The sequence below is a fragment of the Vibrio sp. 10N.261.55.A10 genome, assembly GCF_041470825.1.
Classification (GTDB): domain Bacteria; phylum Pseudomonadota; class Gammaproteobacteria; order Enterobacterales; family Vibrionaceae; genus Vibrio; species Vibrio crassostreae_C.
The window spans coordinates 1-25,478 of the sequence record NZ_JBFRNC010000030.1 but is presented as its reverse complement, the minus strand read 5'-3'; the positions used below and the strand labels follow the sequence as shown (position 1 = coordinate 25,478).

General features: G+C 44.8%; 27 protein-coding genes. 17 read left to right on the top strand and 10 right to left on the bottom strand.

Features of this window, described 5'->3' with window-relative positions; translation table 11 throughout:
- Nucleotides 1–73 precede the first annotated feature (73 nt).
- Together AB4274_RS09835 and AB4274_RS09830 are read right to left on the bottom strand one after the other, a co-directional pair.
- Nucleotides 74–787, bottom strand: coding sequence for an oxidative stress defense protein (locus AB4274_RS09835; protein WP_017059059.1), 714 nt, complete (start codon nt 785–787; stop codon nt 74–76).
- 111 nt (nt 788–898) lie between these two features.
- On the bottom strand, nt 899–1,795 hold the full coding sequence (locus AB4274_RS09830; protein ID WP_017068706.1) for a LysR family transcriptional regulator ArgP: 897 nt from the start codon (nt 1,793–1,795) through the stop codon (nt 899–901).
- Between the two features lie 142 nt (nt 1,796–1,937).
- On the opposite strand from AB4274_RS09830, the gene AB4274_RS09825 reads away from it, so the two are divergent.
- Nucleotides 1,938–2,567 carry a LysE/ArgO family amino acid transporter gene (locus AB4274_RS09825; protein ID WP_372111917.1) on the top strand — a complete coding sequence of 210 codons (630 nt, stop codon included), beginning with the start codon at nt 1,938–1,940 and terminating at the stop codon, nt 2,565–2,567.
- Between the two features lie 96 nt (nt 2,568–2,663).
- Here AB4274_RS09825 and mscS read toward each other — a convergent pair whose 3' ends face one another.
- From mscS to tkt, 5 genes are all read right to left on the bottom strand, one after another.
- Complete coding sequence (gene mscS, locus AB4274_RS09820; RefSeq protein WP_017063201.1) at nt 2,664–3,530, bottom strand: small-conductance mechanosensitive channel MscS; 867 nt, start codon at nt 3,528–3,530, stop codon at nt 2,664–2,666.
- Nucleotides 3,531–3,907: 377 nt separating this feature from the next.
- A complete protein-coding gene (gene fbaA, locus AB4274_RS09815) occupies nt 3,908–4,984 on the bottom strand; it encodes a class II fructose-bisphosphate aldolase (protein ID WP_010435694.1) in 1,077 nt (358 codons plus the stop codon).
- Between the two features lie 155 nt (nt 4,985–5,139).
- The gene (locus AB4274_RS09810; protein ID WP_017059064.1) at nt 5,140–6,303 is read right to left on the bottom strand and encodes a phosphoglycerate kinase; all 1,164 of its coding nucleotides are present in this window, start codon (nt 6,301–6,303) and stop codon (nt 5,140–5,142) included.
- A gap of 166 nt (nt 6,304–6,469) precedes the next feature.
- Complete coding sequence (gene epd / locus AB4274_RS09805) at nt 6,470–7,519, bottom strand: erythrose-4-phosphate dehydrogenase (RefSeq protein ID WP_032545627.1); 1,050 nt, start codon at nt 7,517–7,519, stop codon at nt 6,470–6,472.
- A gap of 211 nt (nt 7,520–7,730) precedes the next feature.
- Nucleotides 7,731–9,725: a transketolase gene (tkt, locus tag AB4274_RS09800; protein WP_048605833.1), complete on the bottom strand. Its 1,995-nt coding sequence runs from the start codon at nt 9,723–9,725 to the stop codon at nt 7,731–7,733.
- A 357-nt stretch (nt 9,726–10,082) separates the two neighbouring features.
- On the opposite strand from tkt, the gene metK reads away from it, so the two are divergent.
- The 9 genes from metK (at nt 10,083) to AB4274_RS09755 (ending at nt 17,057) form a co-directional block, all read left to right on the top strand.
- Complete coding sequence (metK, locus tag AB4274_RS09795; RefSeq protein WP_017062234.1) at nt 10,083–11,237, top strand: methionine adenosyltransferase; 1,155 nt, start codon at nt 10,083–10,085, stop codon at nt 11,235–11,237.
- A gap of 368 nt (nt 11,238–11,605) precedes the next feature.
- Nucleotides 11,606–12,403: a DUF2189 domain-containing protein gene (locus AB4274_RS09790; RefSeq protein ID WP_372111914.1), complete on the top strand. Its 798-nt coding sequence runs from the start codon at nt 11,606–11,608 to the stop codon at nt 12,401–12,403.
- Between the two features lie 80 nt (nt 12,404–12,483).
- Nucleotides 12,484–12,984 (top strand): SprT family zinc-dependent metalloprotease, encoded by a 501-nt coding sequence (locus AB4274_RS09785; protein WP_017062236.1) that lies wholly within the window; start codon nt 12,484–12,486, stop codon nt 12,982–12,984.
- A 96-nt stretch (nt 12,985–13,080) separates the two neighbouring features.
- Nucleotides 13,081–13,812, top strand: a complete 732-nt coding sequence (locus tag AB4274_RS09780) for an endonuclease (protein ID WP_017063198.1) — start codon at nt 13,081–13,083, stop codon at nt 13,810–13,812.
- 153 nt (nt 13,813–13,965) lie between these two features.
- The gene (gene rsmE, locus AB4274_RS09775; RefSeq protein WP_017062238.1) at nt 13,966–14,697 is read left to right on the top strand and encodes a 16S rRNA (uracil(1498)-N(3))-methyltransferase; all 732 of its coding nucleotides are present in this window, start codon (nt 13,966–13,968) and stop codon (nt 14,695–14,697) included.
- Nucleotides 14,698–14,706: 9 nt separating this feature from the next.
- Nucleotides 14,707–15,657 (top strand): glutathione synthase, encoded by a 951-nt coding sequence (gshB, locus tag AB4274_RS09770; protein ID WP_004735482.1) that lies wholly within the window; start codon nt 14,707–14,709, stop codon nt 15,655–15,657.
- 116 nt (nt 15,658–15,773) lie between these two features.
- The gene (locus AB4274_RS09765; protein ID WP_102394125.1) at nt 15,774–16,337 is read left to right on the top strand and encodes a YqgE/AlgH family protein; all 564 of its coding nucleotides are present in this window, start codon (nt 15,774–15,776) and stop codon (nt 16,335–16,337) included.
- 60 nt (nt 16,338–16,397) lie between these two features.
- Nucleotides 16,398–16,820, top strand: coding sequence for a Holliday junction resolvase RuvX (gene ruvX / locus AB4274_RS09760; protein ID WP_004735480.1), 423 nt, complete (start codon nt 16,398–16,400; stop codon nt 16,818–16,820).
- A 99-nt stretch (nt 16,821–16,919) separates the two neighbouring features.
- Complete coding sequence (locus tag AB4274_RS09755; protein ID WP_170791814.1) at nt 16,920–17,057, top strand: hypothetical protein; 138 nt, start codon at nt 16,920–16,922, stop codon at nt 17,055–17,057.
- Between the two features lie 74 nt (nt 17,058–17,131).
- Here AB4274_RS09755 and AB4274_RS09750 read toward each other — a convergent pair whose 3' ends face one another.
- Both AB4274_RS09750 and AB4274_RS09745 read right to left on the bottom strand, forming a co-directional pair.
- A complete protein-coding gene (locus tag AB4274_RS09750) occupies nt 17,132–18,241 on the bottom strand; it encodes a PilT/PilU family type 4a pilus ATPase (protein WP_017062241.1) in 1,110 nt (369 codons plus the stop codon).
- A 14-nt stretch (nt 18,242–18,255) separates the two neighbouring features.
- Nucleotides 18,256–19,293 carry a type IV pilus twitching motility protein PilT gene (locus tag AB4274_RS09745; RefSeq protein WP_017062242.1) on the bottom strand — a complete coding sequence of 346 codons (1,038 nt, stop codon included), beginning with the start codon at nt 19,291–19,293 and terminating at the stop codon, nt 18,256–18,258.
- A 26-nt stretch (nt 19,294–19,319) separates the two neighbouring features.
- Between AB4274_RS09745 and AB4274_RS09740 the strand changes: the two genes are divergently transcribed.
- The 7 genes from AB4274_RS09740 to hemW all read left to right on the top strand — a co-directional run bounded on the left by AB4274_RS09740 (nt 19,320) and on the right by hemW (nt 24,170).
- Nucleotides 19,320–20,024, top strand: a complete 705-nt coding sequence (locus AB4274_RS09740) for a YggS family pyridoxal phosphate-dependent enzyme (protein ID WP_017062243.1) — start codon at nt 19,320–19,322, stop codon at nt 20,022–20,024.
- 78 nt (nt 20,025–20,102) lie between these two features.
- The gene (gene proC, locus AB4274_RS09735) at nt 20,103–20,921 is read left to right on the top strand and encodes a pyrroline-5-carboxylate reductase (RefSeq protein WP_017069591.1); all 819 of its coding nucleotides are present in this window, start codon (nt 20,103–20,105) and stop codon (nt 20,919–20,921) included.
- A gap of 76 nt (nt 20,922–20,997) precedes the next feature.
- Nucleotides 20,998–21,555: a YggT family protein gene (locus tag AB4274_RS09730; protein ID WP_017067798.1), complete on the top strand. Its 558-nt coding sequence runs from the start codon at nt 20,998–21,000 to the stop codon at nt 21,553–21,555.
- Nucleotides 21,556–21,584: 29 nt separating this feature from the next.
- Entirely contained in the window at nt 21,585–21,875 is a 291-nt protein-coding gene (gene yggU, locus AB4274_RS09725) for a DUF167 family protein YggU (RefSeq protein WP_017067797.1), read from the top strand.
- A 28-nt stretch (nt 21,876–21,903) separates the two neighbouring features.
- Nucleotides 21,904–22,335, top strand: coding sequence for a DUF4426 domain-containing protein (locus AB4274_RS09720; RefSeq protein ID WP_372054660.1), 432 nt, complete (start codon nt 21,904–21,906; stop codon nt 22,333–22,335).
- 48 nt (nt 22,336–22,383) lie between these two features.
- Nucleotides 22,384–22,983: an XTP/dITP diphosphatase gene (locus AB4274_RS09715; RefSeq protein ID WP_017062247.1), complete on the top strand. Its 600-nt coding sequence runs from the start codon at nt 22,384–22,386 to the stop codon at nt 22,981–22,983.
- Complete coding sequence (hemW, locus tag AB4274_RS09710; protein ID WP_017067796.1) at nt 22,983–24,170, top strand: radical SAM family heme chaperone HemW; 1,188 nt, start codon at nt 22,983–22,985, stop codon at nt 24,168–24,170. Before AB4274_RS09715 ends, hemW begins: the two co-directional genes overlap by 1 nt.
- A 124-nt stretch (nt 24,171–24,294) precedes the next feature.
- On the opposite strand, the gene glsB is transcribed toward hemW, so the two are convergent.
- Nucleotides 24,295–25,215 (bottom strand): glutaminase B, encoded by a 921-nt coding sequence (gene glsB / locus AB4274_RS09705; RefSeq protein ID WP_017062249.1) that lies wholly within the window; start codon nt 25,213–25,215, stop codon nt 24,295–24,297.
- Nucleotides 25,216–25,478 lie beyond the last annotated feature (263 nt).

Genomic DNA, 25,478 nt, shown 5'->3' with positions numbered 1-25,478 from the left:
AGAGCCTTTTTAGCATTTGGCCTATCGTAGGTAATTAGGTCGTCATGATCCAAAACCTTCTATAGCACTGTCATTACTCTTCGATCTGGTAGATCACATTCACGCGATCACGAATGGTGATCGTTGAGTCTTCATAAGAGTTCGATTCTGTTCTTGCATCCATCGCCATTGAACGCATGAGTACTGGCTGAGAAGATTGGGCGTTGTAATCCACGCGCCATACATCACCTAACTCGCGCTCAAAACCACTCGCCAATGATTTAGCTTTTGATGTCGCATCTTTAATGGCTTCTAAGCGCGCTTGCTCTTGATACTTAGCTTGGTCGCGAACTTGCAGTTGGATGTTGTCGATCTGATTAATGCCTTCTCCAATCGCAATATCCATGTACTCATTAAGATTAGCTAGCTCAGTCACTTGAACGGTCACATTACGTGAGGCGCGGTAGCCAACCAGTTCCGGTTTGCCATCTTTCGGGTAATGATATTGAGGAGATAAATACAGGTTAGAGCTGTGTACACTCGCCTCATCAACACCAGCTTGATGCAACTTGTTTAGAAAGCCTGTCACGACTTTATCAACGGTATTTTTAGCCTGTTCAGCAGTCATCGTCGATTCCACGACTCTCACAGAGAATGTCGCCATATCAGGTGTAGCGATCACTTCACCATAGCCTGTCGTTGAAATATGAGGAAAGGATGGAGAGTCAGCCAATGATGGAAAACTCACAGCACTCAACGCCGCAGTAAGAGTAAGAGACGTTGCTAACATCTTTGGTACAAGCTTCATTAGGTATGACCTATGCTAAACAAATGTCCTTTCATCATAGAGCAATTTATCGTTTAGCCAATCCAGAGCACACACTTCTAACAGAACTTTGACGCTGAAAAAACCAACAGTTTACTGAGGTAAGTGATTGTGAGCAAAACTCAATATTGCTTGGGATACCTCTTTTAATACTCCGCTCTCAAGCTGCCAATGGTGCCAATAGATGCGATAAGAGAGCAGAAAGCCAGGGGTAATATCAATCAGAGCACCAGACTCGAGCTCATCGATAATCTGTAATCGGGGGATCAAGCAATAGGCTACACCCGATAATGCCAAGCGCACAAATGCTTCTGAACTGCCGACTGTATGATTGATCACACTGTCTCTCGGGACGTTAAAATGATCATGCAGAAACTTCTTATGCAGATCATCGTATTGATCATAGGAAACCGCAGGTGCTTTGCTTAAGGTGGCGTAGTTTACGCCCTCTGCAAAGTAACGCTGATGAAAGTCAGGGCTAGCCACGCACACATAATCCATCCTACCGAGATAGTCAGCACTGCAGCCAGGAATCGCTTGAGACTCCAAACTGATTGCACCGGCCACCTCGCCACTTTTAATCTTTTCAATGGTTCTCGACTCACCATGAATCGCGAGGTTCAACTCGACTTGGCGAGACTTAATCACATCCGACAAAGCTGGTAGCAACCATGTCGCCAAACTATCAGCGTTGGTGGCTATGGATATCGATAGTGGTTGATTACCCTCTTCATTCATCAACTCAGGCACAAGCTCGTGCTCTAACAAACGAACACGGCGATATAAGCCCAGTAGTTTTTTACCCGCAGGCGTTGGCCTAGGCGGGCTTTCTCTCACCAAGGCTGGCTGAGCCAACCACTTTTCCAGCTGTTTGATGCGTTGAGATACCGCCGACTGGGAGATATATAACTGCTCAGCAGCCCTTTCGAAACTACGTTGTTTTACTACAGCATCCAGTGCTTCAATCCATTTATAATCCAATCCGCGCATCAATTTGCTTCCTTTTTAAGCTAACTCATCACCACATTAGCAACTCTAATAATGGATTAAAATCATTAATTATACTTATTTAAAGGGTCAGAGTATCTTCGCCATATAGCACGTAAATATCGTTAAATAAGTGGAGGTTAAAATGAGTTTTTGGGTTTTATTACAAGGTTTTGGTCTAGGGGCAAGTATGATTATCCCTATTGGCGCTCAGAATGCGTACGTCCTAAATCAAGGGATAAAACGCAATCATCATTTAACGACAGCAACGATTTGTAGCCTGCTCGATACTCTGTTTATCTCATTAGGCATTTTTGGCGGCGGAGCGATCTTGTCGCAAAATGAATTACTGCTTACCTCAGTGACACTAGGTGGCATCGCTTTTCTGACTGTGTATGGTTTGCTCTCACTACGCAGTGCATTCAAAGTGCGCACCAGTGATGAGTCGAAAGGTGAGATATTAGCGCGTGGCAAGCGCACCGTTATTTTAGGGGCATTGGCAGTAACAGTATTAAACCCACATCTCTATTTGGATACCGTGGTAGTTCTTGGATCCATTGGTGGGCAATTTGAAGGCAACGACAGAATTGCATTTGCTATGGGGACTATATTGGCTTCGTTCGTCTGGTTCTATTCTTTGTCATTAGGCGCTGCAAAACTAGGCCCGACGCTATCTAAACCTAAGGTTAAGAAAGGCATTGATATCGCAGTCGCAACCATGATGTTCGCCATAGCAACGGTGCTTACCGATGGACTTATTGAGCAATACTGGTAAATCTATTTAGCTTCATGAAACCAACAAAAAAGGCGGATAACCTAAGTTATCCGCCTTTCCTTATAAAAGCTTATAGTTATAAAAACTAACTAGGAATTAAGCTTCTACTTTATTCATGTGTACATCCATTTGCGGGAATGGAATTTCGATACCCTCGTTATCCAAGCCTTCTTTGATTGCTTGCATCAGGTCGAAATAAACATTCCAGTAGTCAGCAGTGCTAACCCATGGACGAACAACGAAGTTAACTGAAGAATCAGCAAGCGTATGAACACCAACTTGAACGCCAGGTTCTTTCAGTACACGCTCATCAGATTCACAGATCTTAGTCAGTAGCGCTTTTGTCTTCTGAAGATCAGCGTTGTAAGAAACACCAATCATTAGATCAATACGGCGCGTCGCATGACGAGAATAGTTTGTGATTGGGCTGCCGATAACGCTACCGTTAGGTACTACAACCATTTTGTTGTCTGGCGTTGTTAGAACCGTTTGGAAGATTTGAATAGAATCAACTGAACCTGCCACACCACCAATTTCCACATAGTCACCAGACTTAAATGGACGGAATGCAACGATAAGTACACCAGCAGCAAAGTTAGATAGTGAGCCTTGTAGTGCAAGACCAACGGCTAAACCAGCCGCACCAATAACAGCAACTACAGATGCCGTTTGAACACCTAAACGACCAAGTGCAGCAATTAAAACAATCACAAACAACAAGTAACGAACTAAACCATGGACGAACTCCACAACTGCTCGGTCCATTTTCTTCTTCTGAAGAACCTTAGACACGCTATTCGCTACTGCTTTAACAATAAGGTTACCAATAAATAGAATTATCAGTGCTGAAATGATATTTACGCCATATTGGATAAATAAATCTGAATTATTTGTTAACCACTGCTCTGCTTGAGACAAACCATCCACAAGTGGAGTCTCAATCGCTGTCGAACTATCAGCCATAATGTGCATCCTCTATATAATATGCTATGGGCTAAACTGCCTTAAGCCTCATTTACTCTGCAATATAATAAACAGTGTAATTACCGTTAAGTCATTGTGTTAAAAGTAAATTAAAGCCAAGTCCTTTTTATAAACTGAACCAAGTTCAGTTTTTCGGCACGATATCCTATCTTTGACAGATTGCAAAGTCATATTTATGTAAGCTTTTGAATTATTAAAACTTACCGATAAACACAAATACCGATAACTAAAAGACTACGAAATTTATTCACCGCACGCTAGGTTTTTCACATATTTAGTACAAGTTTTTATCAGATATAAAAAAACCCGCTCAATGAGCGGGTTTTTAAAACTTAAAGAGTACTTAATTCAAAGAATTATAGTACGTCTACAGCGTTAAGGTCAGCAAATGCTTTCTCTAGACGAGCAACCATTGAAGCTTGACCAGCACGTAGCCATACGCGTGGATCGTAGTACTTCTTGTTTGGAGCAGCTTCGCCAGTTGGGTTGCCGATTTGACCTTGTAGGAAATCGAAGTTGTCAGCAGAGTACTGACGGATACCGTCCCAAGTTGCCCACTGTGTATCAGTATCGATGTTCATTTTGATAACACCGTAGCCGATAGACTCTTGGATTTCTGCTTCAGAAGAACCAGAACCACCGTGGAATACGAAGTTTAGAGCGTTAGGTGCGATACCGAACTTCTCTGCACAGTATGCTTGAGAGTCACGTAGGATAGTTGGAGTAAGTACAACGTTACCAGCTTGGTAAACACCGTGTACGTTACCGAAAGATGCAGCGATAGTGAAACGTGGGCTAACAGCCATTAGTTTCTCGTAAGCGTATGCTACGTCTTCTGGAGAAGTGTAAAGCTCAGATGCGTCCATATCAGAGTTATCAACGCCGTCTTCTTCACCACCAGTACAACCAAGTTCGATCTCGATTGTCATGTTCATTTTAGCCATGCGCTCTAGGTACTTAGCACATGTTTCGATGTTCTCTTCTAGAGACTCTTCAGAAAGGTCTAGCATGTGAGAAGAGAATAGAGGCTTACCAGTTTGTGCGAAGAACTCTTCACCAGCGTCTAGTAGACCGTCGATCCATGGAAGAAGTTTCTTAGCAGCGTGGTCAGTGTGCAGGATAACTGGAACACCGTAAGCTTCAGCTACAGCGTGTACGTATTTTGCACCAGCTACAGCGCCAAGAACTTGTGCGCCTTGACCTTCAAGTTTAACGCCTTTACCTGCGAAGAATGCAGCGCCGCCGTTAGAGAACTGAACAACTACTGGAGCTTTAACTTTAGCAGCTGCTTCTAGTACTGCGTTTACAGAGTCAGTACCAACAACGTTTACAGCAGGAAGAGCAAATTTGTTTTCTTTTGCTACTTCAAATACTTTCTGTACGTCATCGCCAGAAATCACACCAGGTTTTACAAAATCGAAGATCTTAGACATGGAAATAGTCCTATTTATTCTATCGTTTTAAGATTAAAAAACTTAAGTTTAAAAACTTGCAATCGTTTGCTCACAACTTATGCCATTCTAGCAAAAAAGTGTGATATGCAGCAAACGTTAAAAGGCGAGATTCACATCTCGCCTTTCTAAATCAATTATGCTTTAGCACGCTCTTCAAGCATTGCTACTGCAGGAAGTACTTTACCTTCAACGAATTCAAGGAAAGCGCCACCGCCAGTAGAGATGTAAGAAACGTCAGCTTTGATACCGAACTTATCGATAGCTGCTAGCGTGTCACCACCACCTGCTACAGAGAAACCTGCAGACTCAGCGATTGCTTTAGAGATACCAGCTGTACCCGCTTCGAAGTTCTTGAATTCGAATACGCCTACAGGGCCGTTCCAAAGGATTGTTTTCGCGTTGCCGATGATTTCAGCTAGTGCCGCAGTTGAATCTGGACCAAGGTCGAAGATCATGTCGTCGTCTTGAACTTCAGAAACGTGCTTGATTTCAGCTTCTGCGTTTTCGTCGAATGCTTTAGCACATGCAACGTCAGTTGCTACTGGGATAGCACACTCTTTCATTAGCTTTTGAGCCGTTTCAACTAGGTCAGCTTCGTATAGAGACTTACCTACGTTGTGGCCTTCAGCAGCGATGAATGTGTTCGCGATACCACCACCAACAACAAGCTGGTCAGCAATTTTAGAAAGAGATTCTAGAACGGTTAGTTTAGTAGAAACTTTAGAACCACCAACGATAGCCACTAGTGGGCGAGCTGGGTTGTCCATTGCTTTACCAAGCGCTTCAAGCTCAGCAGCTAGAAGAGGGCCAGCACATGCTACAGGAGCGTAAGTACCAACGCCGTGTGTAGAAGCTTGAGCACGGTGAGCTGTACCGAATGCATCCATTACAAAGATGTCACATAGTGCAGCGTATTGCTTAGAAAGTGCTTCTTCGTTCTTCTTCTCGCCTTTGTTGAAACGAACGTTTTCAAGAACAACAAGTTCACCAGCGTTTAGCTCTAGGCCGTTTACGTAATCTTTAGCTAGTTTAACTTCGCAGTCTAGTGCGTCGTTTAGGTAGTTAACTACAGGAGCTAGAGAGAACTCTTCGTTGTATTCGCCTTCAGTAGGACGACCAAGGTGAGAAGTAACCATTACCTTTGCGCCAGCTTCTAGGCAAAGTTTGATAGTTGGTAGAGATGCAAGGATACGTGCATCTGAAGTTACTTTACCGTCTTTTACTGGTACGTTTAGGTCAGCACGGATAAATACGCGTTTACCTGCAAGTTCCAGGTCAGTCATCTTGATCACAGACATGATTTGTCCTCTCAAATTTAAATAAATATAAAGTTTTGGAAACTCAGCAACCCTGCTAAGCCTATAAATTATTCAACTGGTAATTCTTTCACTACTAATAATATGTGGACTCTTAGTATTTATTTCAAGCTAAAAAATAAATAATCCGCACATTTGCTTCTAGGTCTTACTTCTTGCCTTCAGAAGCTTGCATTGCAAGAACCGTATCCAGCATTCGGTTCGCAAAGCCCCATTCATTATCACACCACACTAGCATTTTAACTAAGTGGCCGTTGCTCACTCGCGTTTGTGAACCATCAACGATTGCGCTATGGGGATCGTGATTAAAGTCGATGGAAACGAGCGGCGCTTCAGTATAGTCAACTATATTGTGTAATGTACACTGGGATGCATTAACAATGGTTTGATTTACGTCATTAACTTTCACATTTGCATTAATTGTGACACTTAAATCCATCGCTGTTACGTTTACCGTCGGCACACGCACAGATATAGCTTCAAATTTGTTGGAAAATTTCGGGAAGATTCTTTCAATACCTTTATGCAACTTGGTATCGACAGGAATGATCGATTGGCTTGCTGCTCGAGTACGACGCAAATCGCTGTGGTACGCATCGATAACTTGTTGATCATTCATTGAAGAGTGAATAGTCGTAATCGTACCGGACTCGATACCAAAGGCGTCATCAAGAACCTTAATGATAGGGACAATACAGTTGGTGGTGCACGAACCATTGGAAACGATTTGGTGGTCCGCTTCGATGGTATCGTGGTTCACACCATAGATAATGGTGTTATCGAGGTCATTGGCACCGGGGTGAGAAAACAGTACCTTTTTCGCCCCTGCAGCAATGTGCGCGAGGCCGTCATCTCGGCAACCATAAACACCGGTACAATCGAGAACGATATCCACCTCAAGGTCACGCCAAGGCAACAGCTCAATATCAGCAAGATGTAAGATACGAATGGTATCAAACTCACCCTTGTCTTCAGCACCAATGCCATGATGGACATAAATGTGCTCTTGATCGTTAGAGATTTTCTTACCGAAGCGGCCGTGACTGGTGTCGTACTGCAATAGGTGAGCCATAGCGTCAGGCTGAGCAAGCTCATTAACAGCTACTACTTTGATTTGTTGGCTTTTGCCACTTTCATAGACAGCGCGTAATACATTACGCCCTATTCGTCCAAATCCGTTTATCGCGACTTTTAGCATATTTCCGTACATCTAACCAAAATTTCGTGCAACAGATGATAACTGAATCCTACCCAAAAGGCATTACTTGAATAACCCCGTTTAGTTAGGACAGGTTAATCTGTTGCTTGTAGAGATAAGCCTAGAAGAAACAAATCCCAGATACAAAAAACCGAGCTCAGCGCTCGGTTTTTCCTTCATTTAACTGTTAGCACAGGCCATCAGTCAATGATTAAGCAAGAAGCTCTTTCGCTGTGTTTACTACGTTTTCAGTAGTGAAACCGAACATCTTGAATAGCTCACCTGCTGGTGCAGATTCGCCGAACGTTGTCATACCGATGATCTTGCCACCGAAGCCAACGTATTTGTACCAGAAGTCAGCGATGCCAGCTTCTACTGCGATACGCGCTGTAACATCAGATGGAAGTACAGACTCACGGTATTCAGCGTCTTGCTTGTCGAATGCGTCAGTTGCAGGCATAGATACTACGCGTACAGCTTTACCTTCAGCGGTTAGTTGTGCAGCAGCTTCAACTGCAAGCTCAACTTCAGAACCAGTTGCAATGATGATTAGCTCTGGCTTGCCTTCACAATCTTTCAGGATGTAACCACCCTTAGCGATGTTAGCAACTTGCTCAGCATTACGATCTTGTTGTGCAAGGTTTTGACGAGAGAAGATTAGAGATGAAGGACCATCTTTACGCTCAATAGCCAGTTTCCAAGCCACTGCAGATTCAACTTGGTCACATGGACGCCATGTGCTCATGTTTGGAGTCAGACGTAGAGAAGCGATCTGCTCAACCGGTTGGTGAGTAGGGCCATCTTCGCCTAAGCCGATAGAATCGTGCGTGTAAACTTGGATGTTCTGAACTTTCATCAGAGCAGCCATACGCATTGCGTTACGCGCGTATTCCATGAACATTAGGAACGTTGCGCCGTATGGCACGAAACCACCGTGCAGAGCGATACCGTTCATGATAGCCGTCATACCGAATTCACGTACACCGTAATGGATGTAGTTACCAGAAAAGTCAGTTGCTTCAAGAGACTTAGAACCAGACCACATAGTCAGGTTAGAAGGCGCAAGGTCAGCAGAGCCGCCCATGAATTCTGGAAGCATTTGACCAAACGCTTCTAGTGCGTTTTGAGATGCTTTACGTGAAGCGATGTTTGCTGGGTTAGCTTGAAGATCAGCAATGATTGCGTTTGCTTTCTCTTCCCACTCAGCGGGTAGCTCGCCGTTAGTACGACGTTTGAATTCAGCTGCTAGCTCTGGGTAAGCCGCTGCGTATGCGTCAAACTTCGCGTTCCACGCTGCTTCTTTCGCTGCGCCTGCTTCTTTCGCATTCCACTCAGCTGCGATATCTGCTGGGATTTCGAAAGGACCGTGTTCCCAACCCAATGCTGCTTTAGTTGCTGTGATTTCATCAGCGCCTAGTGGAGCACCGTGACAGTCATGCGTACCCGCTTTGTTTGGAGAACCAAAACCGATGATAGTTTTAGTACAGATAAGCGTTGGACGAGGATCCGCTTTAGCCGCTTCAATCGCTGCGTTGATAGCATCAGAGTCGTGACCATCTACTGCTGGGATTACGTGCCAACCGTATGCTTCAAAACGCTTAGGTGTATCGTCAGAGAACCAACCTTCAACTTCACCATCGATAGAGATGCCGTTGTCATCCCAGAAAGCAACCAGCTTACCAAGACCTAGCGTACCTGCTAGAGAACATGCTTCGTGAGAGATACCTTCCATCAGACAGCCATCACCCATGAATGCATAAGTGTAGTGGTCTACGATGTCGTGGCCTTCTTTGTTGAACTGTGCCGCCAGTGCTTTCTCAGCCATTGCCATACCAACAGCGTTAGTGATGCCTTGACCTAGAGGACCAGTCGTTGTTTCGATACCAGGAGCGTAACCGTACTCAGGGTGACCTGGAGTCTTAGAGTGCAGTTGACGGAAGTTTTTCAGGTCTTCAATTGAAAGCTCGTAACCTGCAAGGTGAAGCAGAGAATAAATCAACATTGAACCATGGCCGTTAGACAGGATAAAACGGTCGCGGTCAGCCCATTCTGGGTTTGCTGGGTTGTGGTTCAAGTGGCCACGCCAAAGAACCTCAGCGATGTCAGCCATGCCCATAGGTGCGCCTGGGTGGCCTGAATTTGCTTGTTGAACACCGTCCATGCTAAGTGCGCGGATTGCATTGGCTAGATCTTTACGAGAAGGCATGTCTGCTCCTGGATACATAAGCGATTTAAAAAAGAGATAATTGCTAAAGTTTTCATTTTTATTAGCGCGGGTATTCTCTCAAACGACTATTGCGACTGCAAACGTTTTACTGGCATTTTAACGGTCATTTTTCGCAATTTTCGAACATTTACATCACTTGGCAGTGGCTTATCTCGATCGATACGCAAACGATTAGTTATGACATATCATAAAAAAGAGCTTGTAATTCGACCGCTGGAATTTAGAATAGCCGTCTAGATGTAGAAACACCTACAAAATATACTGTATTTAATGGCGGCGCTTCCTAGCTTGCGACGCCATAAACTATTTACACCAAAAACTAAAAGTGGAGCTCTCATGGCTAAGCACCTATTCACTTCTGAATCTGTTTCAGAAGGCCATCCAGATAAAATTGCAGACCAAATCTCTGATGCTGTTCTTGATGCCATCTTGGAACAAGATCCAAAAGCACGTGTTGCTTGTGAGACTTACGTTAAAACCGGCATGGTTATGGTTGGCGGTGAAGTAACAACGTCTGCATGGGTTGATATCGAAGAAATCACTCGTGAAACAGTACGTGAAATTGGTTACGTTCATTCTGACATGGGCTTTGACGCTGACTCTTGTGCTGTTTTAAACACAATTGGTAAGCAGTCTCCAGACATCAACCAAGGTGTTGATAAAGAAGACCCTAAAGAGCAAGGCGCAGGCGACCAAGGCATCATGTTTGGTTACGCGACTAACGAAACTCCTATCCTAATGCCAGCTCCAATTACTTACTCTCACCTTCTTGTTAAGAAGCAAGCTGAAGTACGTAAGAGCGGTAAGCTTGACTTCCTTCGCCCAGATGCGAAATCTCAAGTTACTTTCCAATACGACCAAGGTAAGATCGTTGGTATCGATGCTGTTGTTCTTTCTACTCAACACTGTGATTCAGTAACAACGCCTGACCTACGCGAAGCAGTAATGGAAGAAATCATCAAGCCAGTACTTCCTGCTGAGTGGATCAACAAAGATACTAACTTCTTCATCAACCCAACAGGCCGTTTCGTAATCGGTGGCCCAATGGGTGACTGTGGTTTAACTGGTCGTAAGATCATCGTTGATACCTACGGCGGCGCAGCTCGTCACGGTGGCGGTGCATTCTCAGGTAAAGATCCATCAAAAGTTGACCGTTCTGCAGCTTACGCAGCACGTTACGTTGCGAAAAACATCGTTGCTGCTGGTATGGCTGACCGTTGTGAGATTCAACTGTCTTACGCTATCGGTGTTGCTGATCCAACATCTATCATGGTTGAAACGTTCGGTACTGAGAAAGTAGCACACGAAATCATCATTGAAGCTGTTCGTCAAAACTTCGACCTACGTCCATACGGCCTTCAAGAGATGCTGAACCTTCTTCAGCCTATCTACAAGCAAACTGCTGCATACGGTCACTTCGGTCGTGAAGAGTTCCCTTGGGAAGCGACTGACAAAGCAGCAATCCTTGCGGACTTCGCTGGCCTAAAATAATTTAGCCACTGCGATGTGTTCCTTTAAAGCCCTTACTGCTTAGTAAGGGCTTTATTTTTATGTACTTACCGAACTTTCACTCACAATACCCTTCCCTAACGCCCTTCTTTACCGTCAACCACTTAGTATAAAAAGCCGCTGATAATTTGTGTTTTCTAGCACTACTGACAATAGTTAAGGTAACTCCTAGACGATCAAGCTCACATTTAACTTAAATTAATTCAGTCTGATAACGCTCGTTAAATGCACGCTAGAACAATAACTGGGATGACAAAGAGCAATTTAGCTCAACACCATAACTCTCACACAAGCCACATCGATGAGCCTTATGGAATTATAACTAGGACGTTATTTAACTAGGGGGATCTATGCCTCGTACCGCGCACCCATCCGAACTGAACGATAAAAAACACAAGGTCAGCGATAAGGATTACGCTCGCACCATTCCTTGCAACCAAATCAGTATTTCCGCACCCTTTCATTGGTTGTCGCTTGCTCTGCATGACTTAGTAAGAATGCCATTAATCAGCGCATTCTACGGTTTGTGCTTTATGGGAGCGGCAATCGCCATTGTTCAGCTTGTCCAATGGCAAGGAACACACTTGGTCGTAATGCCAAGCCTGATCGTGTACATGCTAATAGGGCCGTTTCTTGCTCTGGGCTTGTATGACGCAGCTTGGGAAAGAGAAAAAGGCCACAACGCAAGCCTACTGCACTCGATGAAAGCCATCACTCGCAACTCCACCCACCAATGGGCCTTTGCGATCGTATTGATGGTTGCGATGATATTCTGGATGCGTATCGCTGCATTATTGCACGCGCTCTACCCTTCAGTGCAAGGCGCACCACTGGCTGAGTTCGCTCCCTTCTTAATTACGGGTTCTGTGATTGGTTTTGTTATCGCAAGCCTCATATTTAGCATCTCAGCATTTTCAATTCCGTTAATGATGGAGAGACGCGTTGATGTGATGAGTGCGATTTTCACTAGCTTTAATGCCGTGAAATCGAACATCCCTGCAATAGTGGTTTGGGCGAGTATTATTTGTGCCGGTATTTTGGTGGGTTTTGCCACCTACGGCATCGGAATGATCGTCACCATGCCGCTACTTGGCTATGCTACATGGCACGCTTATCACGAGATCATTAAGAAAAAACATCACGTGTAAAGCATCGCTAGATCAACAAGCAATGTTATGATTAGGCCTTGGTTTAAACGCTGAGGCCTTTTATTTGGAGTTAACAACGTTTGTCTTACACCCCGCAACAACACCGAGCAAATAAGAAATTGGCCGAATGCCTAGCTATCGCAAATCAACATTTCTCTCGTGAATTTCCACACCCAACTATCACCTTCAAGTTAAGAGGCAAAGCGGCGGGAAAGGCCTACCTTCAGCTCAACGAAATTAAGCTCAACCACGTACTATTTTCTGAAAATGAAGATGCCTTCATCAACGAGGTTGTGCCACATGAACTCGCACACCTGATCACGCATCAGGTTTTCGGACGTGTTAGGCCTCACGGAAACGAGTGGAAATACGTGATGGAAAAAGTATTCAACGTGCCAGCCAGAACAACTCACAGCTTTGAAATCGCGTCAGTTCAAGGGAAAACCTTTGAATATCGATGTGAGTGCACCACTTACCCATTATCAATCAGACGACACAACAAAGTACTTCGGAATCAATCGACCTACCGCTGCCAATTGTGCCAGCAAACCTTAGCTTTCACGGGAACTCAACTAAGCTAGTGACAGGTTGATTTACTCGGTAGAACAAATCTAATAGAGAGATCTAACATTTGAGTGCTAGACTGATGTTTATCATACTTTTATCAGTCTTTCTCTATGCAAAAACTCACCTTCAAAGCATTTGGCCTACCTGTATCTTTTTACTTAACAATAGTATTTGGCCTACTAGTAACCCAAAGCGTTCTCGCCGCACCACCGAGCTCATTTTCCAAAGCAAAAAGAGAAGCGGTGAAGATTTACCTCGACCATCCGACTTCATTTTATTGCGGCTGTGACATTACATGGAAGGACAAAAAGAAAGGCATTCCCGACCTTGATGGCTGTGGCTATCAAGTCCGAAAACAACAAAAGCGGGCGAGTCGAATTGAGTGGGAACACGTGGTTCCAGCTTGGCAATTTGGCCACCAGCGTCAGTGTTGGCAAGATGGTGGGCGCAAGAACTGCACTCGCAATGACAAAATATTCAAATCCATGGAAGCCGACCTTCACAACCTAACTCCGGCCATTGGCGAGGTTAACGGTGATCGCTCCAACTACAACTTCAGTCAGTGGAATGGCATGGATGGTGTGAGCTATGGTCAGTGTGAAATGCAGGTCAACTTCAAGCAGCGTAAAGTTATGCCGCCAGACAGAGCAAAAGGCTCTATCGCGCGTACTTACCTTTACATGAGCCAAGAGTATGGTTTCAAACTATCTAAGCAACAAACCAACCTAATGATGGCGTGGAACAAGCAATTTCCTGTCGACAAGTGGGAATGTACTCGTGATGAGCGAATCTATGCCATCCAAGGTAATCACAACCCATTTGTTTACCCTGCTTGTAAATAACGTCGCTCGTACAATCAACATTCCTAACTATCTCAAACAAGAGTTTCAGAATTGCCCCTGAAACTCTTGCTCTACCCTTGTTTTTTCAACTAAAAGCATCCATGTTAAGCAGAGACAAAATACCCAAATGAACATATTTATAGGTTTACCAGCATGAGAATCCCTCGTATTCATCACCCAGAACGCATTCATCAGTTAGGTTCACTCGCTTTAGGCGAAGATGCCGCGGGTCATGTTGGTCGTGTCCTTCGCATGAAAGAAGGCCAAGAAGTCCTTCTATTTGATGGCAGTGGCGCTGAATTCCCTGCGACGATAGCCGAAGTATCAAAGAAAAATGTCACCGTTAATGTTTCTGAACGCATCGAACGCAGCAGCGAATCTCCGTTAGACTTACATTTAGGCCAAGTGATTTCACGTGGCGACAAAATGGAGTTCACGATTCAGAAATCGGTTGAGCTTGGTGTGAACACCATTACCCCTTTAATTTCAGAGCGCTGTGGCGTTAAGCTTGATACAAAACGCTTCGAGAAAAAACTCGCACAGTGGCAAAAGATTGCTATCGCGGCGTGTGAACAGTGTGGCCGCAATACGGTTCCAGTCATTCGCCCTATCATGCAACTTGAAGAGTGGTGTAGCGAACCGAGTGAAGCATTAAAGCTGAACTTACATCCTCGTGCAAAATACTCAATTAATACCCTTCCAGAACCTATCAGTAAGGTACGCCTATTGATCGGCCCTGAAGGTGGCTTGTCGGCTGAAGAAATCGGCATGACAGAACAATACAAATTTGAAGAGACGCTACTCGGCCCACGTGTACTTCGTACCGAAACAGCAGCTCTAACCGCAATTACTGCCTTACAAGTCCGTTTTGGCGATCTAGGCTAGGAGAAAAAAATGATCAAACTTGGCATCGTAATGGATCCAATTTCATCCATTAACATCAAAAAAGACTCTAGCTTTGCCATGATGCTTGAAGCTCAGCGTCGTGGTTACGAAATCCATTACATGGAAATGGATGATCTACATTTAGATCAAGGCGTAGCCATTGCTGACACTAAGGTTGTTGAACTAAAAGAAGATCCAAACGGTTGGTACGAGTTCAAATCAGAACAGACTATCGCGCTATCCGATTTAGATGCGGTACTAATGCGTAAAGATCCTCCGTTTGATACTGAGTACATCTACGCAACTTACATTCTTGAGCGTGCTGAAGAGAACGGCGCACTGATCGTCAACAAACCACAAAGCCTACGTGACTGTAACGAGAAGTTGTTCACGGCATGGTTCCCTGAACTGACACCGACCACCATCGTGACTCGTAAAGCTGAAAAAATTAAAGCGTTCCGAGAAGAACACGGCGACGTGATTCTAAAACCACTTGATGGCATGGGCGGCGCGTCTATCTTCCGTGTGAAAGAAGGCGATCCAAACGTATCAGTTATTATTGAAACCTTGACCAACCACGGTCAGAACTACGCAATGGCACAAACTTTTGTTCCAGACATCAGCAATGGTGATAAGCGTATTCTTGTGGTTGACGGTGAGCCAATGCCTTACTGTCTAGCGCGTATTCCTGCAAAAGGGGAAACTCGAGGTAACCTTGCTGCTGGCGGTACAGGTGAAGCTCGTCCTCTAAGTGAAACAGACTGGGCTATCGCAAGAGCAGTTGCTCCAGCACTGAAAGAGAAAGGCTTAATCTTTGTTGGGCTTGATGTTATCGGCGACAAGCTGACTGAAATTAACGTGACTAGCCCTACTTGTATCCGTGAAATTGAAGCCGCTTTTGATATTTCAGTTACAGGTAAATTAATGGATGCAATTGAGCGTCGCGTTAACGCTAAATAGCCTAAACTAAAGAAAGCCTTAGCTATTCGAAAACACAGAAATATCTAGGCAAAGAACAATGAGCGGCTTTACGCCGCTCTTTTTCCTTTACTGGGAACACACTGGCAGGAGGCTCTATGAATTTAACGAACCACTTTCTGGTTGCTATGCCCGGAATGAAAGACCCATACTTTCAAAATTCGGTGATTTACCTTTGTGAGCACAATGACGAAGGCGCGATGGGTTTGATGATCAACGCCCCTATCGATGTCACTGTCGGCAGCATGCTTAAACAAGTTAAGGTTGATTCTGAGCAGCCGAAATCCAACCAAGCAAGTCTTGATAAGCCAGTATTGAACGGTGGGCCGGTCGCAGAAGACCGTGGATTTATTTTGCACAAACCTAAAGGCAGCTATCAATCCAGCATCAACATGACAGATCAAATCTCGGTGACGACTTCAAAAGATATCTTGATGGTGTTGGGCACAGAAGATGAGCCGATGAATTATTTAGTCGCACTTGGGTATGCAGGATGGGAACCGGGACAACTGGAAACCGAACTGACCGAGAACTCATGGTTAACCGTTGAAGCCGATCCGAAGGTCATCTTCGATACACCGATTTCTGACCGCTGGAAAGTCGCCGTGCAGATGTTAGGAATAAATGCGGCTCAGCTTTCAGCAGACGCTGGCCACGCCTAGTTCAAATCAGCTAAATAAAATAAACAGACACTCTCAAACACAGATAAATTTGGAAACCCCATGTCACGAACAATTATGGCATTTGACTACGGTACAAAAAGTATCGGCAGTGCGATAGGACAAGAAATCACGGGCACCGCAAGCCCTCTAAAAGCTTTTAAAGCCAAAGATGGCATCCCAAATTGGGACGATATCGAAAAGCAAATTAAGGAGTGGCAGCCGAATCTTATCGTGGTTGGTCTTCCTACCGATCTTCATGGTAAAGATCTAGCCGCGATTACACCAAGGGCGAAGAAGTTTGCCAATCGCCTAAAAGGGCGCTTTGGTGTCGATGTTGAACTGCATGATGAAAGACTTTCTACGACAGAAGCAAGGGCCGACCTTTTTGAAATGGGCGGCTATAAAGCGCTAAGCAAAGGCAATGTCGATAACCAGTCTGCAGTCGTCATTTTAGAGAGCTGGTTTGAAGCACAATATTCATAACTAAAATTAAGAGCTCAAAGATTAAACTCCTTTGTGATCCTATAATGATATTACGACGTAATGTCGAAGCAATTCATTATTAGGTAAGTGGGAGTTCACATGAAAATTTTTCTAGCAATCTTCGTAGCTCTAGCAATATCAGCATGCAGTTCGACAAGCTCCAATAATGCAGGTTATATGAATCATACTTCGACTGACGCAGACGTAATCAGCGAGCCTAAGAACAAGAAGCGTTGATAATACAGACGCAGTCGAACGATGAATATGATGAACGCCTGATTTTAACCTAGAATCAAATCAGGCATTTTTTATCACCCCATATCTATCTTCACACCAGCCAACGCCCCAGTTCCGTAGTCGTCATCACCACGTCTAGTTTTGAGCATTAAGCGCAAGTCATTAGCAGAATCGGCACTGTGGAACGCATCCTCTTCGCTGATCTTGCCTGCTATCACTAAATCATACAAAGCTTGGTCAAAGGTCTGCATACCTATCTCTTTCGATTTAGCCATGGTTGCTTTCAGTTCGTGTAGTTCACCACGACGAATCAAGTCAGAAACACGAGGGCTATTCAGCAGAATCTCGAATACACCATGACGCCCGCTGCCATTCTTGTCGCGAATGAGTTGCTGAGCGACGACACCACGCAGGTTCATCGATAGGTCAAACAAGAACTGTTCTTTCTGCTCTTTCGGCACCAAATGAAGAATACGCTCTAGCGCTTGGTTAGCGTTATTGGCGTGCAAGGTTGCCATACACAAGTGACCCGTTTCAGCAAAGGTCATCGCGTATTCCATGGTCTCACGGCTACGGATTTCGCCAATCAAGATCATGTCTGGTGCTTGGCGTAGCGAGTTCTTAAGCGCGACTTCATAGCTCTCGGTGTCGAGTCCAACTTCACGCTGTGTCACGATGCACTTTTTATGTTCATGCACAAATTCAATCGGGTCTTCAACCGTCAAGATATGTCCCGAGCGATTGGTGTTGCGATAGCCTGTCATTGCAGCCATTGAGGTCGACTTACCAGAGCCTGTCGCACCAACCACCAGCACAAGTCCGCGCTTAGCTATTGATAGGTCCTGTAGTACATCAGGAAGCTTTAGTTGCTCAAAGGTTGGGATGTTAGTCTCGATACGTCGAATGACCGCTCCAGGTAGCTCTCGCTGAAAGAATGCACTGACACGAAAACGACCAAAGTCACGCACAATCGCAAAATTAGCCTCACGCGTTTGCTGATATTCATCACGTCGGTCTTGTTCCATCATCGCATCAAGTAATTGAGCAACTTGAGCCGCATTCAGCTTCTCTCCTTGAGGGCGTAATTCACCATCCACACGAAAAAGGATTGGCGCATCAACCGTGATATAAAGATCCGATGCCTTTTGAGAAAGCATTCCCTCAAGGATTTGATTCAATTCCATTGTGTCCACCTTGATTAAAACATTGAGGTTTCAATTTCGATCTTTTTCTCGACCTCTTCCGAATCAACCAAGCCCTGCGCCATCAGCTGCTTCGCATTTTGTTCCATGGTCTGCATGCCGTGCGCTGCGCCCGTTTGAATGATCGAGTACATCTGAGCGACCTTATCTTCACGAATCAAGTTTCTGATCGCCGGTGTTGCCATCATGATTTCATGACACGCCACACGACCACCACCAACACGCTTTAGCAGCTTCTGGGCTATCACCGAGCGCAGTGATTCAGACAACATCGAACGAACCATATCTTTATCGCTACCTGGGAACACATCGATAATACGGTCGATCGTTTTAGCCGCAGAACTGGTGTGCAGAGTACCAAAGACCAAGTGACCCGTTTCTGCTGCGGTTAACGCTAAGCTAATCGTCTCTTGGTCACGAAGTTCACCAACCAGAATCACGTCTGGGTCTTCACGTAAGGCACTGCGCAGTGCCGCTTTAAAACTGTGAGTATCACGGTGAACTTCACGCTGGTTGACTAGGCATTTATTATTGGTGTGAACGAATTCAATCGGGTCTTCAATCGTCAGAATATGCTTATTGTGGTTGCGATTTACGTAATCAACCATCGCCGCAAGAGTCGTTGATTTACCAGAGCCAGTTGGACCAGTGACGAGCACTAACCCTTTTTCGTAGTTAGCAATCCTTTCGAAGATCTCAGGTGCACCTAACTGATCTAAAGTCGGGATTTCGACAGGGATAGTTCGAAAGACAGCTGAGCAGCCACGGGCTTGGTTAAACGCATTAACACGAAAGCGACCAACATTGGGTAATTCAAAAGAGAAGTCTACTTCCAGTTTTTCTTCAAACTCGCCGCGTTGTGAATCGCTCATGATCTCAAAAACCAAACGATGCACATCAGCATGACTCAAAGCTGGGATTCCAAGCTTCCTTACTTCACCATCTATACGTACCATTGGAGATACACCCGCAGAAAGATGTAGATCTGACGCGTTATGCTTTACACTAAAATCTAGTAACTCAGTGATATCCATTTATTTTCCCTTAAGTAAAGTCAGCTATGAGTAGTATTCAACAAAATATCGAACAAATCACCTCACAGATTCGTAGTGCTGAGCAAAAGTGCGGACGAGCTCCAGAGTCCGTGCAACTTTTAGCCGTCAGCAAAACTAAACCTATTGATGCGATTCTAGAAGCCGCACTCGGAGGCCAAGTTGCCTTTGGTGAAAACTATGTTCAAGAAGGTGTAGATAAAGTAAAACACTTTTCAGAACAACATTCTAACCTAAATTTAGAGTGGCATTTTATTGGTCCAATTCAATCCAATAAAACCCGCCCAATCGCGGAAAGCTTTCAATGGGTGCATTCCGTCGATCGCGATAAGATCGCACAAAGGCTTAATGATCAACGACCAAGCGAACTTCCACCTTTGCAAGTGTTGATTCAGGTAAACACCAGTGGTGAAGAGTCCAAATCTGGAACCTCAGAAGAGACAGTTTTTGCACTCGCGGAGTTGATTTCATCGCTCCCCAACCTCACCTTAAGAGGATTGATGTCGATTCCTGCAAACGTATCTGACTATCAATCTCAGCTTAATGCATTTTCTCAACTGGCAGAGCTTAAAGACAAGCTAGCCGCGAAGTATTCAGACATTGATACCCTTTCGATGGGGATGAGTGGTGATATGGATGCAGCAGTTGAGGCTGGCAGCACAATGGTTCGTATTGGAACAGCTATTTTCGGCGCTCGTGATTACGCGAAATAGCCGTAGTAAGTAACGACAAGTACAAGTATTGATACCGCTTCGCCTTATCCGCGCAGCGACACGCTCAGGATTTTATATATGGTACATAAGAACATCGCCTTTATTGGGGCGGGAAACATGGTTCGCTCAATTGTAGCTGGCTTAGTTGCTAGTGGTTACCCAGCGCAAAAGATTACTGCGACAGCACCTTCAGAAACAAGAAGGCTGCCGTTAGAACAAGAATACGGCATCAATACCACCAGCGATAATATTGCAGCAGCAGAGCAAGCAGACGTTGTTGTGTTATCCGTGAAGCCACAAATGATGGCTGATGTATGTAAACCCTTACAAGATATCGACTTCAGCAACAAACTGGTTATCTCAATTGCCGCGGGTATTAATGCGAATCGACTTAATGAGATGTTAAACTGCCAACTGAACCTTGTTCGTGTGATGCCAAACACGCCATCACTGCTTGGTAAAGGGATGAGTGGTCTTTATGCCGATGCAACTGTCAGCCAAGATGATAAAGACTTTGCTTCTCAGCTGATGCAAGCTGTTGGTGAAGTAAGTTGGGTTGAACAAGAGTCTGGAATCAACAACATCATTGCGGCGGCGGGTAGCGCTCCGGCTTACTTCTTCCTGTTTATGGAAGCGATGCAAGCTGAAGCAATCAAGCAAGGTTTTGACCAAGAAACCGCTCGTAAGCTAGTGCAGCAGTCTGCATTAGGCGCGGCAGAGATGGTGGTAGCAAACCAAGATACTGAATTATCAACACTGCGTGAACAAGTGACATCCAAAGGCGGCACGACCGCAGAAGCACTACGCACGTTTAACGAACATCAACTATCAGACATCGTAGCAAAAGCCATGCAAGCGGCGGTTGCTCGAGCTGAAGAGATGGAAAAACTGTTTTAGTACCAATCAAGGTAAACAAGCATTTTGCCGCTCTGGTTATATCTAAGCGACAAGTAAATCCGAAAAAGGAAACAATATGAACTCGATGAGCTTTCTGATCTCGACCGTTTTTGATCTTTACATCATGGTTGTGATCTTGCGTATCTGGCTACAAGCATCACGTGCAGATTTCTACAACCCATTCTCACAATTCATCGTAAAAGCGACACAACCGGTTGTTGCCCCACTACGCCGAGTTATTCCATCAATCGGCAGCCTTGATCTAGCGACCGTTGTTTTCGCTTATGTGCTGTGTGTACTTAAGTTCGTTGCTCTAAACCTGATTATCTCTGGCGGCGCTGCCGTTTTCGATATTAGCTTCCTTATCTTTGGTGCACTGTCTCTGCTCAAAGCGGCTGGTGGTTTGATCTTCTGGGTTCTACTTATCCGTGCAATCCTAAGCTGGGTAAGCCAAGGTCGTAGTCCAATCGAGTACGTATTCCATCAACTGACTGAACCAATGCTAGTGCCTATCCGCCGTATCCTTCCGGACATGGGTGGTTTCGACCTAAGCGTACTGGTTCTGTTCATTGTTCTGCAATTTGCGAACTTCCTAATGGGCGACATGATTGGCCCTATTTGGTATCAGCTATAATTCAAGTACAAACATCAGGTACTTTGACGATGCCAAAAGCGGTTTGGGCCGAGGAAGACGATATTCTTCTTAGGCTCTATATCCAACCCAAAGCAAGCCGAGACAAAATTGTCGGCTTGCACGGTCAGGAACTGAAAATTGCCATTACTGCACCACCGGTTGATGGCAAAGCCAATGCCCATTTAGCGAAATACCTTGCGAAACAGTTTAAGGTCGCAAAAGGGCAAATTAAGATAGAAAAGGGAGATCTCGGTAGGCACAAGCAAGTTCGAATATGCTCGCCAAGCCAAATCCCAACTGAAGTCAAAGCCATCCTATGATGGCTTTTTGCTATTTATTGGAGTCATTATGCGTTTATGGATAACAGCACTACTCACCGCTCTTGTTGCCTTACCAAGCTCAGCAGGGCAATTTAAGAACATTAAGGATGTCGAGGTTCATTACTCGGCTTTTAATTCCACGTTCTTAACTTCGCAAGTCGCTAAGCAATACAAACTTAAGCGAAATGGATACTCAGCAATCCTCAACATCAGCGTGTTAGACAAGGCTTCTCTAGGCAGGCCTGCGACAACGGCTAAAATTACGGGAACAGCGAAGAACCTCGTTGGAAACACCCGTACTTTGAAGTTTCGAGAAATCAAAGAAGGCGATGCGATTTATTACCTTGCTGAGTTCCCCGTAACTCACGAAGAAAACATCACCTTCGACATCGATGTGAACGCAGGCCTAAAAGGCACTGGTCCACTGCGTTTCACACAGAAATTCTATATAGAAGAGTAAGCTCAAACCTTACTTTTCATTTATTAACTTATTTAGAGCTACATTCCCATGAGTAAGATTGTTTTAGCAACAGGCAACCAAGGTAAAGTTCGCGAGATGGCAGATATTCTGTCTGAGTTTGGTTTTGACGTTGTCGCGCAAAGTGAATTTAACGTTTCAGAAGTCGCTGAAACAGGAACGACTTTCATTGAAAATGCCATCATCAAAGCTCGCCACGCAGCGAAAGAAACAGGGCTGCCAGCCATTGCTGACGACTCAGGTTTAGAGGTTGATTACTTAAATGGTGCGCCAGGTATCTATTCAGCGCGTTACTCAGGTGAAGGGGCAACCGATAAGCAGAACATCAAAAAACTATTAGATGCGATGCAAGGTGTCGAAACTGAAAAGCGTACTGCGCGTTTCCACTGTGTGTTGGTGCTAATGCGTCACGAGAATGATCCAACACCTCTAGTGTGTCACGGTAAATGGGAAGGTCGTATTCTTACTGAAGAACACGGTGAGAATGGCTTTGGCTACGATCCTGTGTTCTTTGTACCAGAAGATAACTGCGCCTCAGCAGAGCTTGAATCTTCGCGTAAGAAACAACTATCACACCGTGGTAAAGCGCTTGCGTCACTATTCAAGACTCTCAAGGAGCAAGCTCTGTAATGCACAATGCAGCGCTAATACCACCCGCACTTAGCCTCTATGTACACATCCCATGGTGTGTACAAAAGTGTCCGTATTGTGATTTTAACTCTCACGCTCTGAAAGCCGAGATCCCTGAAAAAGAGTACATCGATGCACTGCTTGAAGATCTCGATACTGATATCGAAAAATATCAGCTCAATGGTATGCCTCGCCCACTGCATTCGATCTTTATTGGTGGCGGTACCCCAAGCCTGTTTTCTCCTGAAGGAATTGGCCGATTGTTACAAGGCATTGAACAGCGCATCCCGTTCAAACCTGAAATAGAAATCACCATGGAAGCCAACCCGGGAACTATCGAAGCTGAGCGTTTTGCAGGTTACCAAAAGGCAGGCATTACTCGAATCTCGGTGGGTGTGCAAAGTTTTGAGCAAGAGAAACTGGAAAGACTTGGGCGTATTCATGGTCAAGATGAAGCGGTAAATGCTGCTCATTTAGCGCATAAGATTGGATTGAATAGTTTCAATTTAGACTTAATGCACGGCTTACCCGAACAGAGTATTGAACAAGCGTTGGCTGATTTGGATAAAGCGATAGAACTCGACCCTCCGCACTTATCTTGGTATCAGCTAACAATAGAACCTAACACCATGTTCTATTACAAAACACCAACGCTGCCTGATGATGATGACCTTTGGGATATCTTCGACCTAGGCCATAAGAAGCTCGCAGACGCAGGGTATGTGCAGTACGAAATTTCAGGCTACAGCAAGCCGGGATATCAGTGCCAACATAACCTCAACTACTGGCGCTTTGGTGACTATCTAGGTATTGGCTGTGGCTCTCATGGCAAGCTGAGCTTTACAGATGGACGCATTGTTCGTACCACTAAGGTTAAGCACCCTAGAGGCTATCTAGCTGCGTACCAAAACATGGTAAAACCTTATCTATCAGATGAATTTGAAGTGCCGAATGAAGACCGCCCTTTTGAATTTTTCATGAACCGCTTTAGGTTAATGGAAGCATGTCCAAAGCAGGATTTCATTGATACGACAGGGCTTGGTTTTGACTCGATTCAAAAAACGATTGAATGGGCAAAAGAGCTAGGCTACTTGAAGGAAACCGACACTCACTGGCAGATCACTGAAAAAGGAAAGCTGTTTCTCAATGATCTGTTAGAAGCCTTTATGGCAGAAGAAGACGAGTAGTTCGAGATTCGAGATTCGAGAAGCATTGCGTAAGGGTTGGCTTTAGGGTCAACCCTTTTTGTTTTATAGCCCTCTCTCGGAGCGAAGCGTTCTATAGGACAACGTCCGAGCTCGAATCTTTCTCTTAGAAAATAGAACGACCAATTCGCTCTGAAAGCAACTCTAGAGCCTTAGTACCTGCGAGCGAGTTGCCAGAAGGATCAAGCTCTGGAGACCACACCGCAATCGTCATTTCGCCAGGAACGATAGCAATAATACCGCCACCAACGCCCGATTTTCCTGGCATACCAACACGGTAGGCAAACTCACCAGCCCCATCGTACAAGCCACACGTCGCAAGCAAAGCATTCAACTGCTTGGTTTGAACTGGCGTGATGATCTCTTTCTTGGTTTGAACCGACACGCCTTTGTTTGCTAAATAGCTAAAGGTTTTTGCCAAATCCACACACGTCATTTTAAGCGCACAAGCGTGGAAGTAGTTATTCAGAACTGGGATAACATCATTCTCAAAATTACCAAATGAACGCATCAAATAAGCAATGGCAGCATTACGATCGCTGTGCATCATTTCTGAAGCCGCTACCACCTTGTCATACACAATATGAGTATCACCCGATAACTGACGCACAAACTCTAACAAGCGGTGCCTAGGCGCAGACAAGCGGCTTTGTAGTAGGTCTGCAACGACAATTGCCCCCGCATTGATGAACGGGTTGCGGGGAATACCATACTCCATCTCAAGCTGAATCATCGAGTTAAAGGCTTGACCAGAAGGCTCTTTGCCTACTCTTTGCCAAATCTCTTCAGGCTTATATAGCACCATAGCTAGCGTCAGGCTCAAGGCTTTAGAAATAGATTGCACAGAAAATGCTTCTTCAGCATCGCCTGCTTTAATCACCTCACCTTCATTGGTGTATACCGCGATCGCCAGTTTCTGGTTCGATACGCGAGCCAGTGCAGGGATATAATCAGCGACCTTTCCCTGTCCAATTAAAGGACGAACTTCGTCTAAGATCTCGGCCAAAATAGCTTGAGTTGGTTTCATGTGCGCTTACTTCTATATTGTTATTTTTGTAGGGGTGTAACATATACCAATCGTAGTAAATAACTGCTCACTCTAGCTTGTTAAAATGCTCGATAACTGCGTTAGAATTTTTGATTGTAGAGTAACTACTTATCGAAAAATGCTGCCTTGTTCTCAAGCCTTTTTCCTACGCTATTTCTGATCACTTACTTACTGTGATTGGTATTACTTTCTGTCGTTAAGCCTTTACTAAAATAAAAGCCTATGTCTCGTCCTAAAATACG

Bases quoted from the DNA above. Each gene is read 5' to 3' on its own strand.
- AB4274_RS09835 (WP_017059059.1), bottom strand. From the start codon at position 787: ATGAAGCTTGTACCAAAGATGTTAGCAACGTCTCTTACTCTTACTGCG.
- AB4274_RS09830 (WP_017068706.1), bottom strand. From the start codon at position 1,795: ATGCGCGGATTGGATTATAAATGGATTGAAGCACTGGATGCTGTAGTA.
- AB4274_RS09825 (WP_372111917.1), top strand. From the start codon at position 1,938: ATGAGTTTTTGGGTTTTATTACAAGGTTTTGGTCTAGGGGCAAGTATG.
- mscS (WP_017063201.1), bottom strand. From the start codon at position 3,530: ATGGCTGATAGTTCGACAGCGATTGAGACTCCACTTGTGGATGGTTTG.
- fbaA (WP_010435694.1), bottom strand. From the start codon at position 4,984: ATGTCTAAGATCTTCGATTTTGTAAAACCTGGTGTGATTTCTGGCGAT.
- AB4274_RS09810 (WP_017059064.1), bottom strand. From the start codon at position 6,303: ATGTCTGTGATCAAGATGACTGACCTGGAACTTGCAGGTAAACGCGTA.
- epd (WP_032545627.1), bottom strand. From the start codon at position 7,519: ATGCTAAAAGTCGCGATAAACGGATTTGGACGAATAGGGCGTAATGTA.
- tkt (WP_048605833.1), bottom strand. From the start codon at position 9,725: ATGCCTTCTCGTAAAGATCTAGCCAATGCAATCCGCGCACTTAGCATG.
- metK (WP_017062234.1), top strand. From the start codon at position 10,083: ATGGCTAAGCACCTATTCACTTCTGAATCTGTTTCAGAAGGCCATCCA.
- AB4274_RS09790 (WP_372111914.1), top strand. From the start codon at position 11,606: ATGCCTCGTACCGCGCACCCATCCGAACTGAACGATAAAAAACACAAG.
- AB4274_RS09780 (WP_017063198.1), top strand. From the start codon at position 13,081: ATGCAAAAACTCACCTTCAAAGCATTTGGCCTACCTGTATCTTTTTAC.
- rsmE (WP_017062238.1), top strand. From the start codon at position 13,966: ATGAGAATCCCTCGTATTCATCACCCAGAACGCATTCATCAGTTAGGT.
- gshB (WP_004735482.1), top strand. From the start codon at position 14,707: ATGATCAAACTTGGCATCGTAATGGATCCAATTTCATCCATTAACATC.
- AB4274_RS09765 (WP_102394125.1), top strand. From the start codon at position 15,774: ATGAATTTAACGAACCACTTTCTGGTTGCTATGCCCGGAATGAAAGAC.
- ruvX (WP_004735480.1), top strand. From the start codon at position 16,398: ATGTCACGAACAATTATGGCATTTGACTACGGTACAAAAAGTATCGGC.
- AB4274_RS09755 (WP_170791814.1), top strand. From the start codon at position 16,920: ATGAAAATTTTTCTAGCAATCTTCGTAGCTCTAGCAATATCAGCATGC.
- AB4274_RS09750 (WP_017062241.1), bottom strand. From the start codon at position 18,241: ATGGAATTGAATCAAATCCTTGAGGGAATGCTTTCTCAAAAGGCATCG.
- AB4274_RS09745 (WP_017062242.1), bottom strand. From the start codon at position 19,293: ATGGATATCACTGAGTTACTAGATTTTAGTGTAAAGCATAACGCGTCA.
- AB4274_RS09740 (WP_017062243.1), top strand. From the start codon at position 19,320: ATGAGTAGTATTCAACAAAATATCGAACAAATCACCTCACAGATTCGT.
- proC (WP_017069591.1), top strand. From the start codon at position 20,103: ATGGTACATAAGAACATCGCCTTTATTGGGGCGGGAAACATGGTTCGC.
- AB4274_RS09730 (WP_017067798.1), top strand. From the start codon at position 20,998: ATGAACTCGATGAGCTTTCTGATCTCGACCGTTTTTGATCTTTACATC.
- yggU (WP_017067797.1), top strand. From the start codon at position 21,585: ATGCCAAAAGCGGTTTGGGCCGAGGAAGACGATATTCTTCTTAGGCTC.
- AB4274_RS09720 (WP_372054660.1), top strand. From the start codon at position 21,904: ATGCGTTTATGGATAACAGCACTACTCACCGCTCTTGTTGCCTTACCA.
- AB4274_RS09715 (WP_017062247.1), top strand. From the start codon at position 22,384: ATGAGTAAGATTGTTTTAGCAACAGGCAACCAAGGTAAAGTTCGCGAG.
- hemW (WP_017067796.1), top strand. From the start codon at position 22,983: ATGCACAATGCAGCGCTAATACCACCCGCACTTAGCCTCTATGTACAC.
- glsB (WP_017062249.1), bottom strand. From the start codon at position 25,215: ATGAAACCAACTCAAGCTATTTTGGCCGAGATCTTAGACGAAGTTCGT.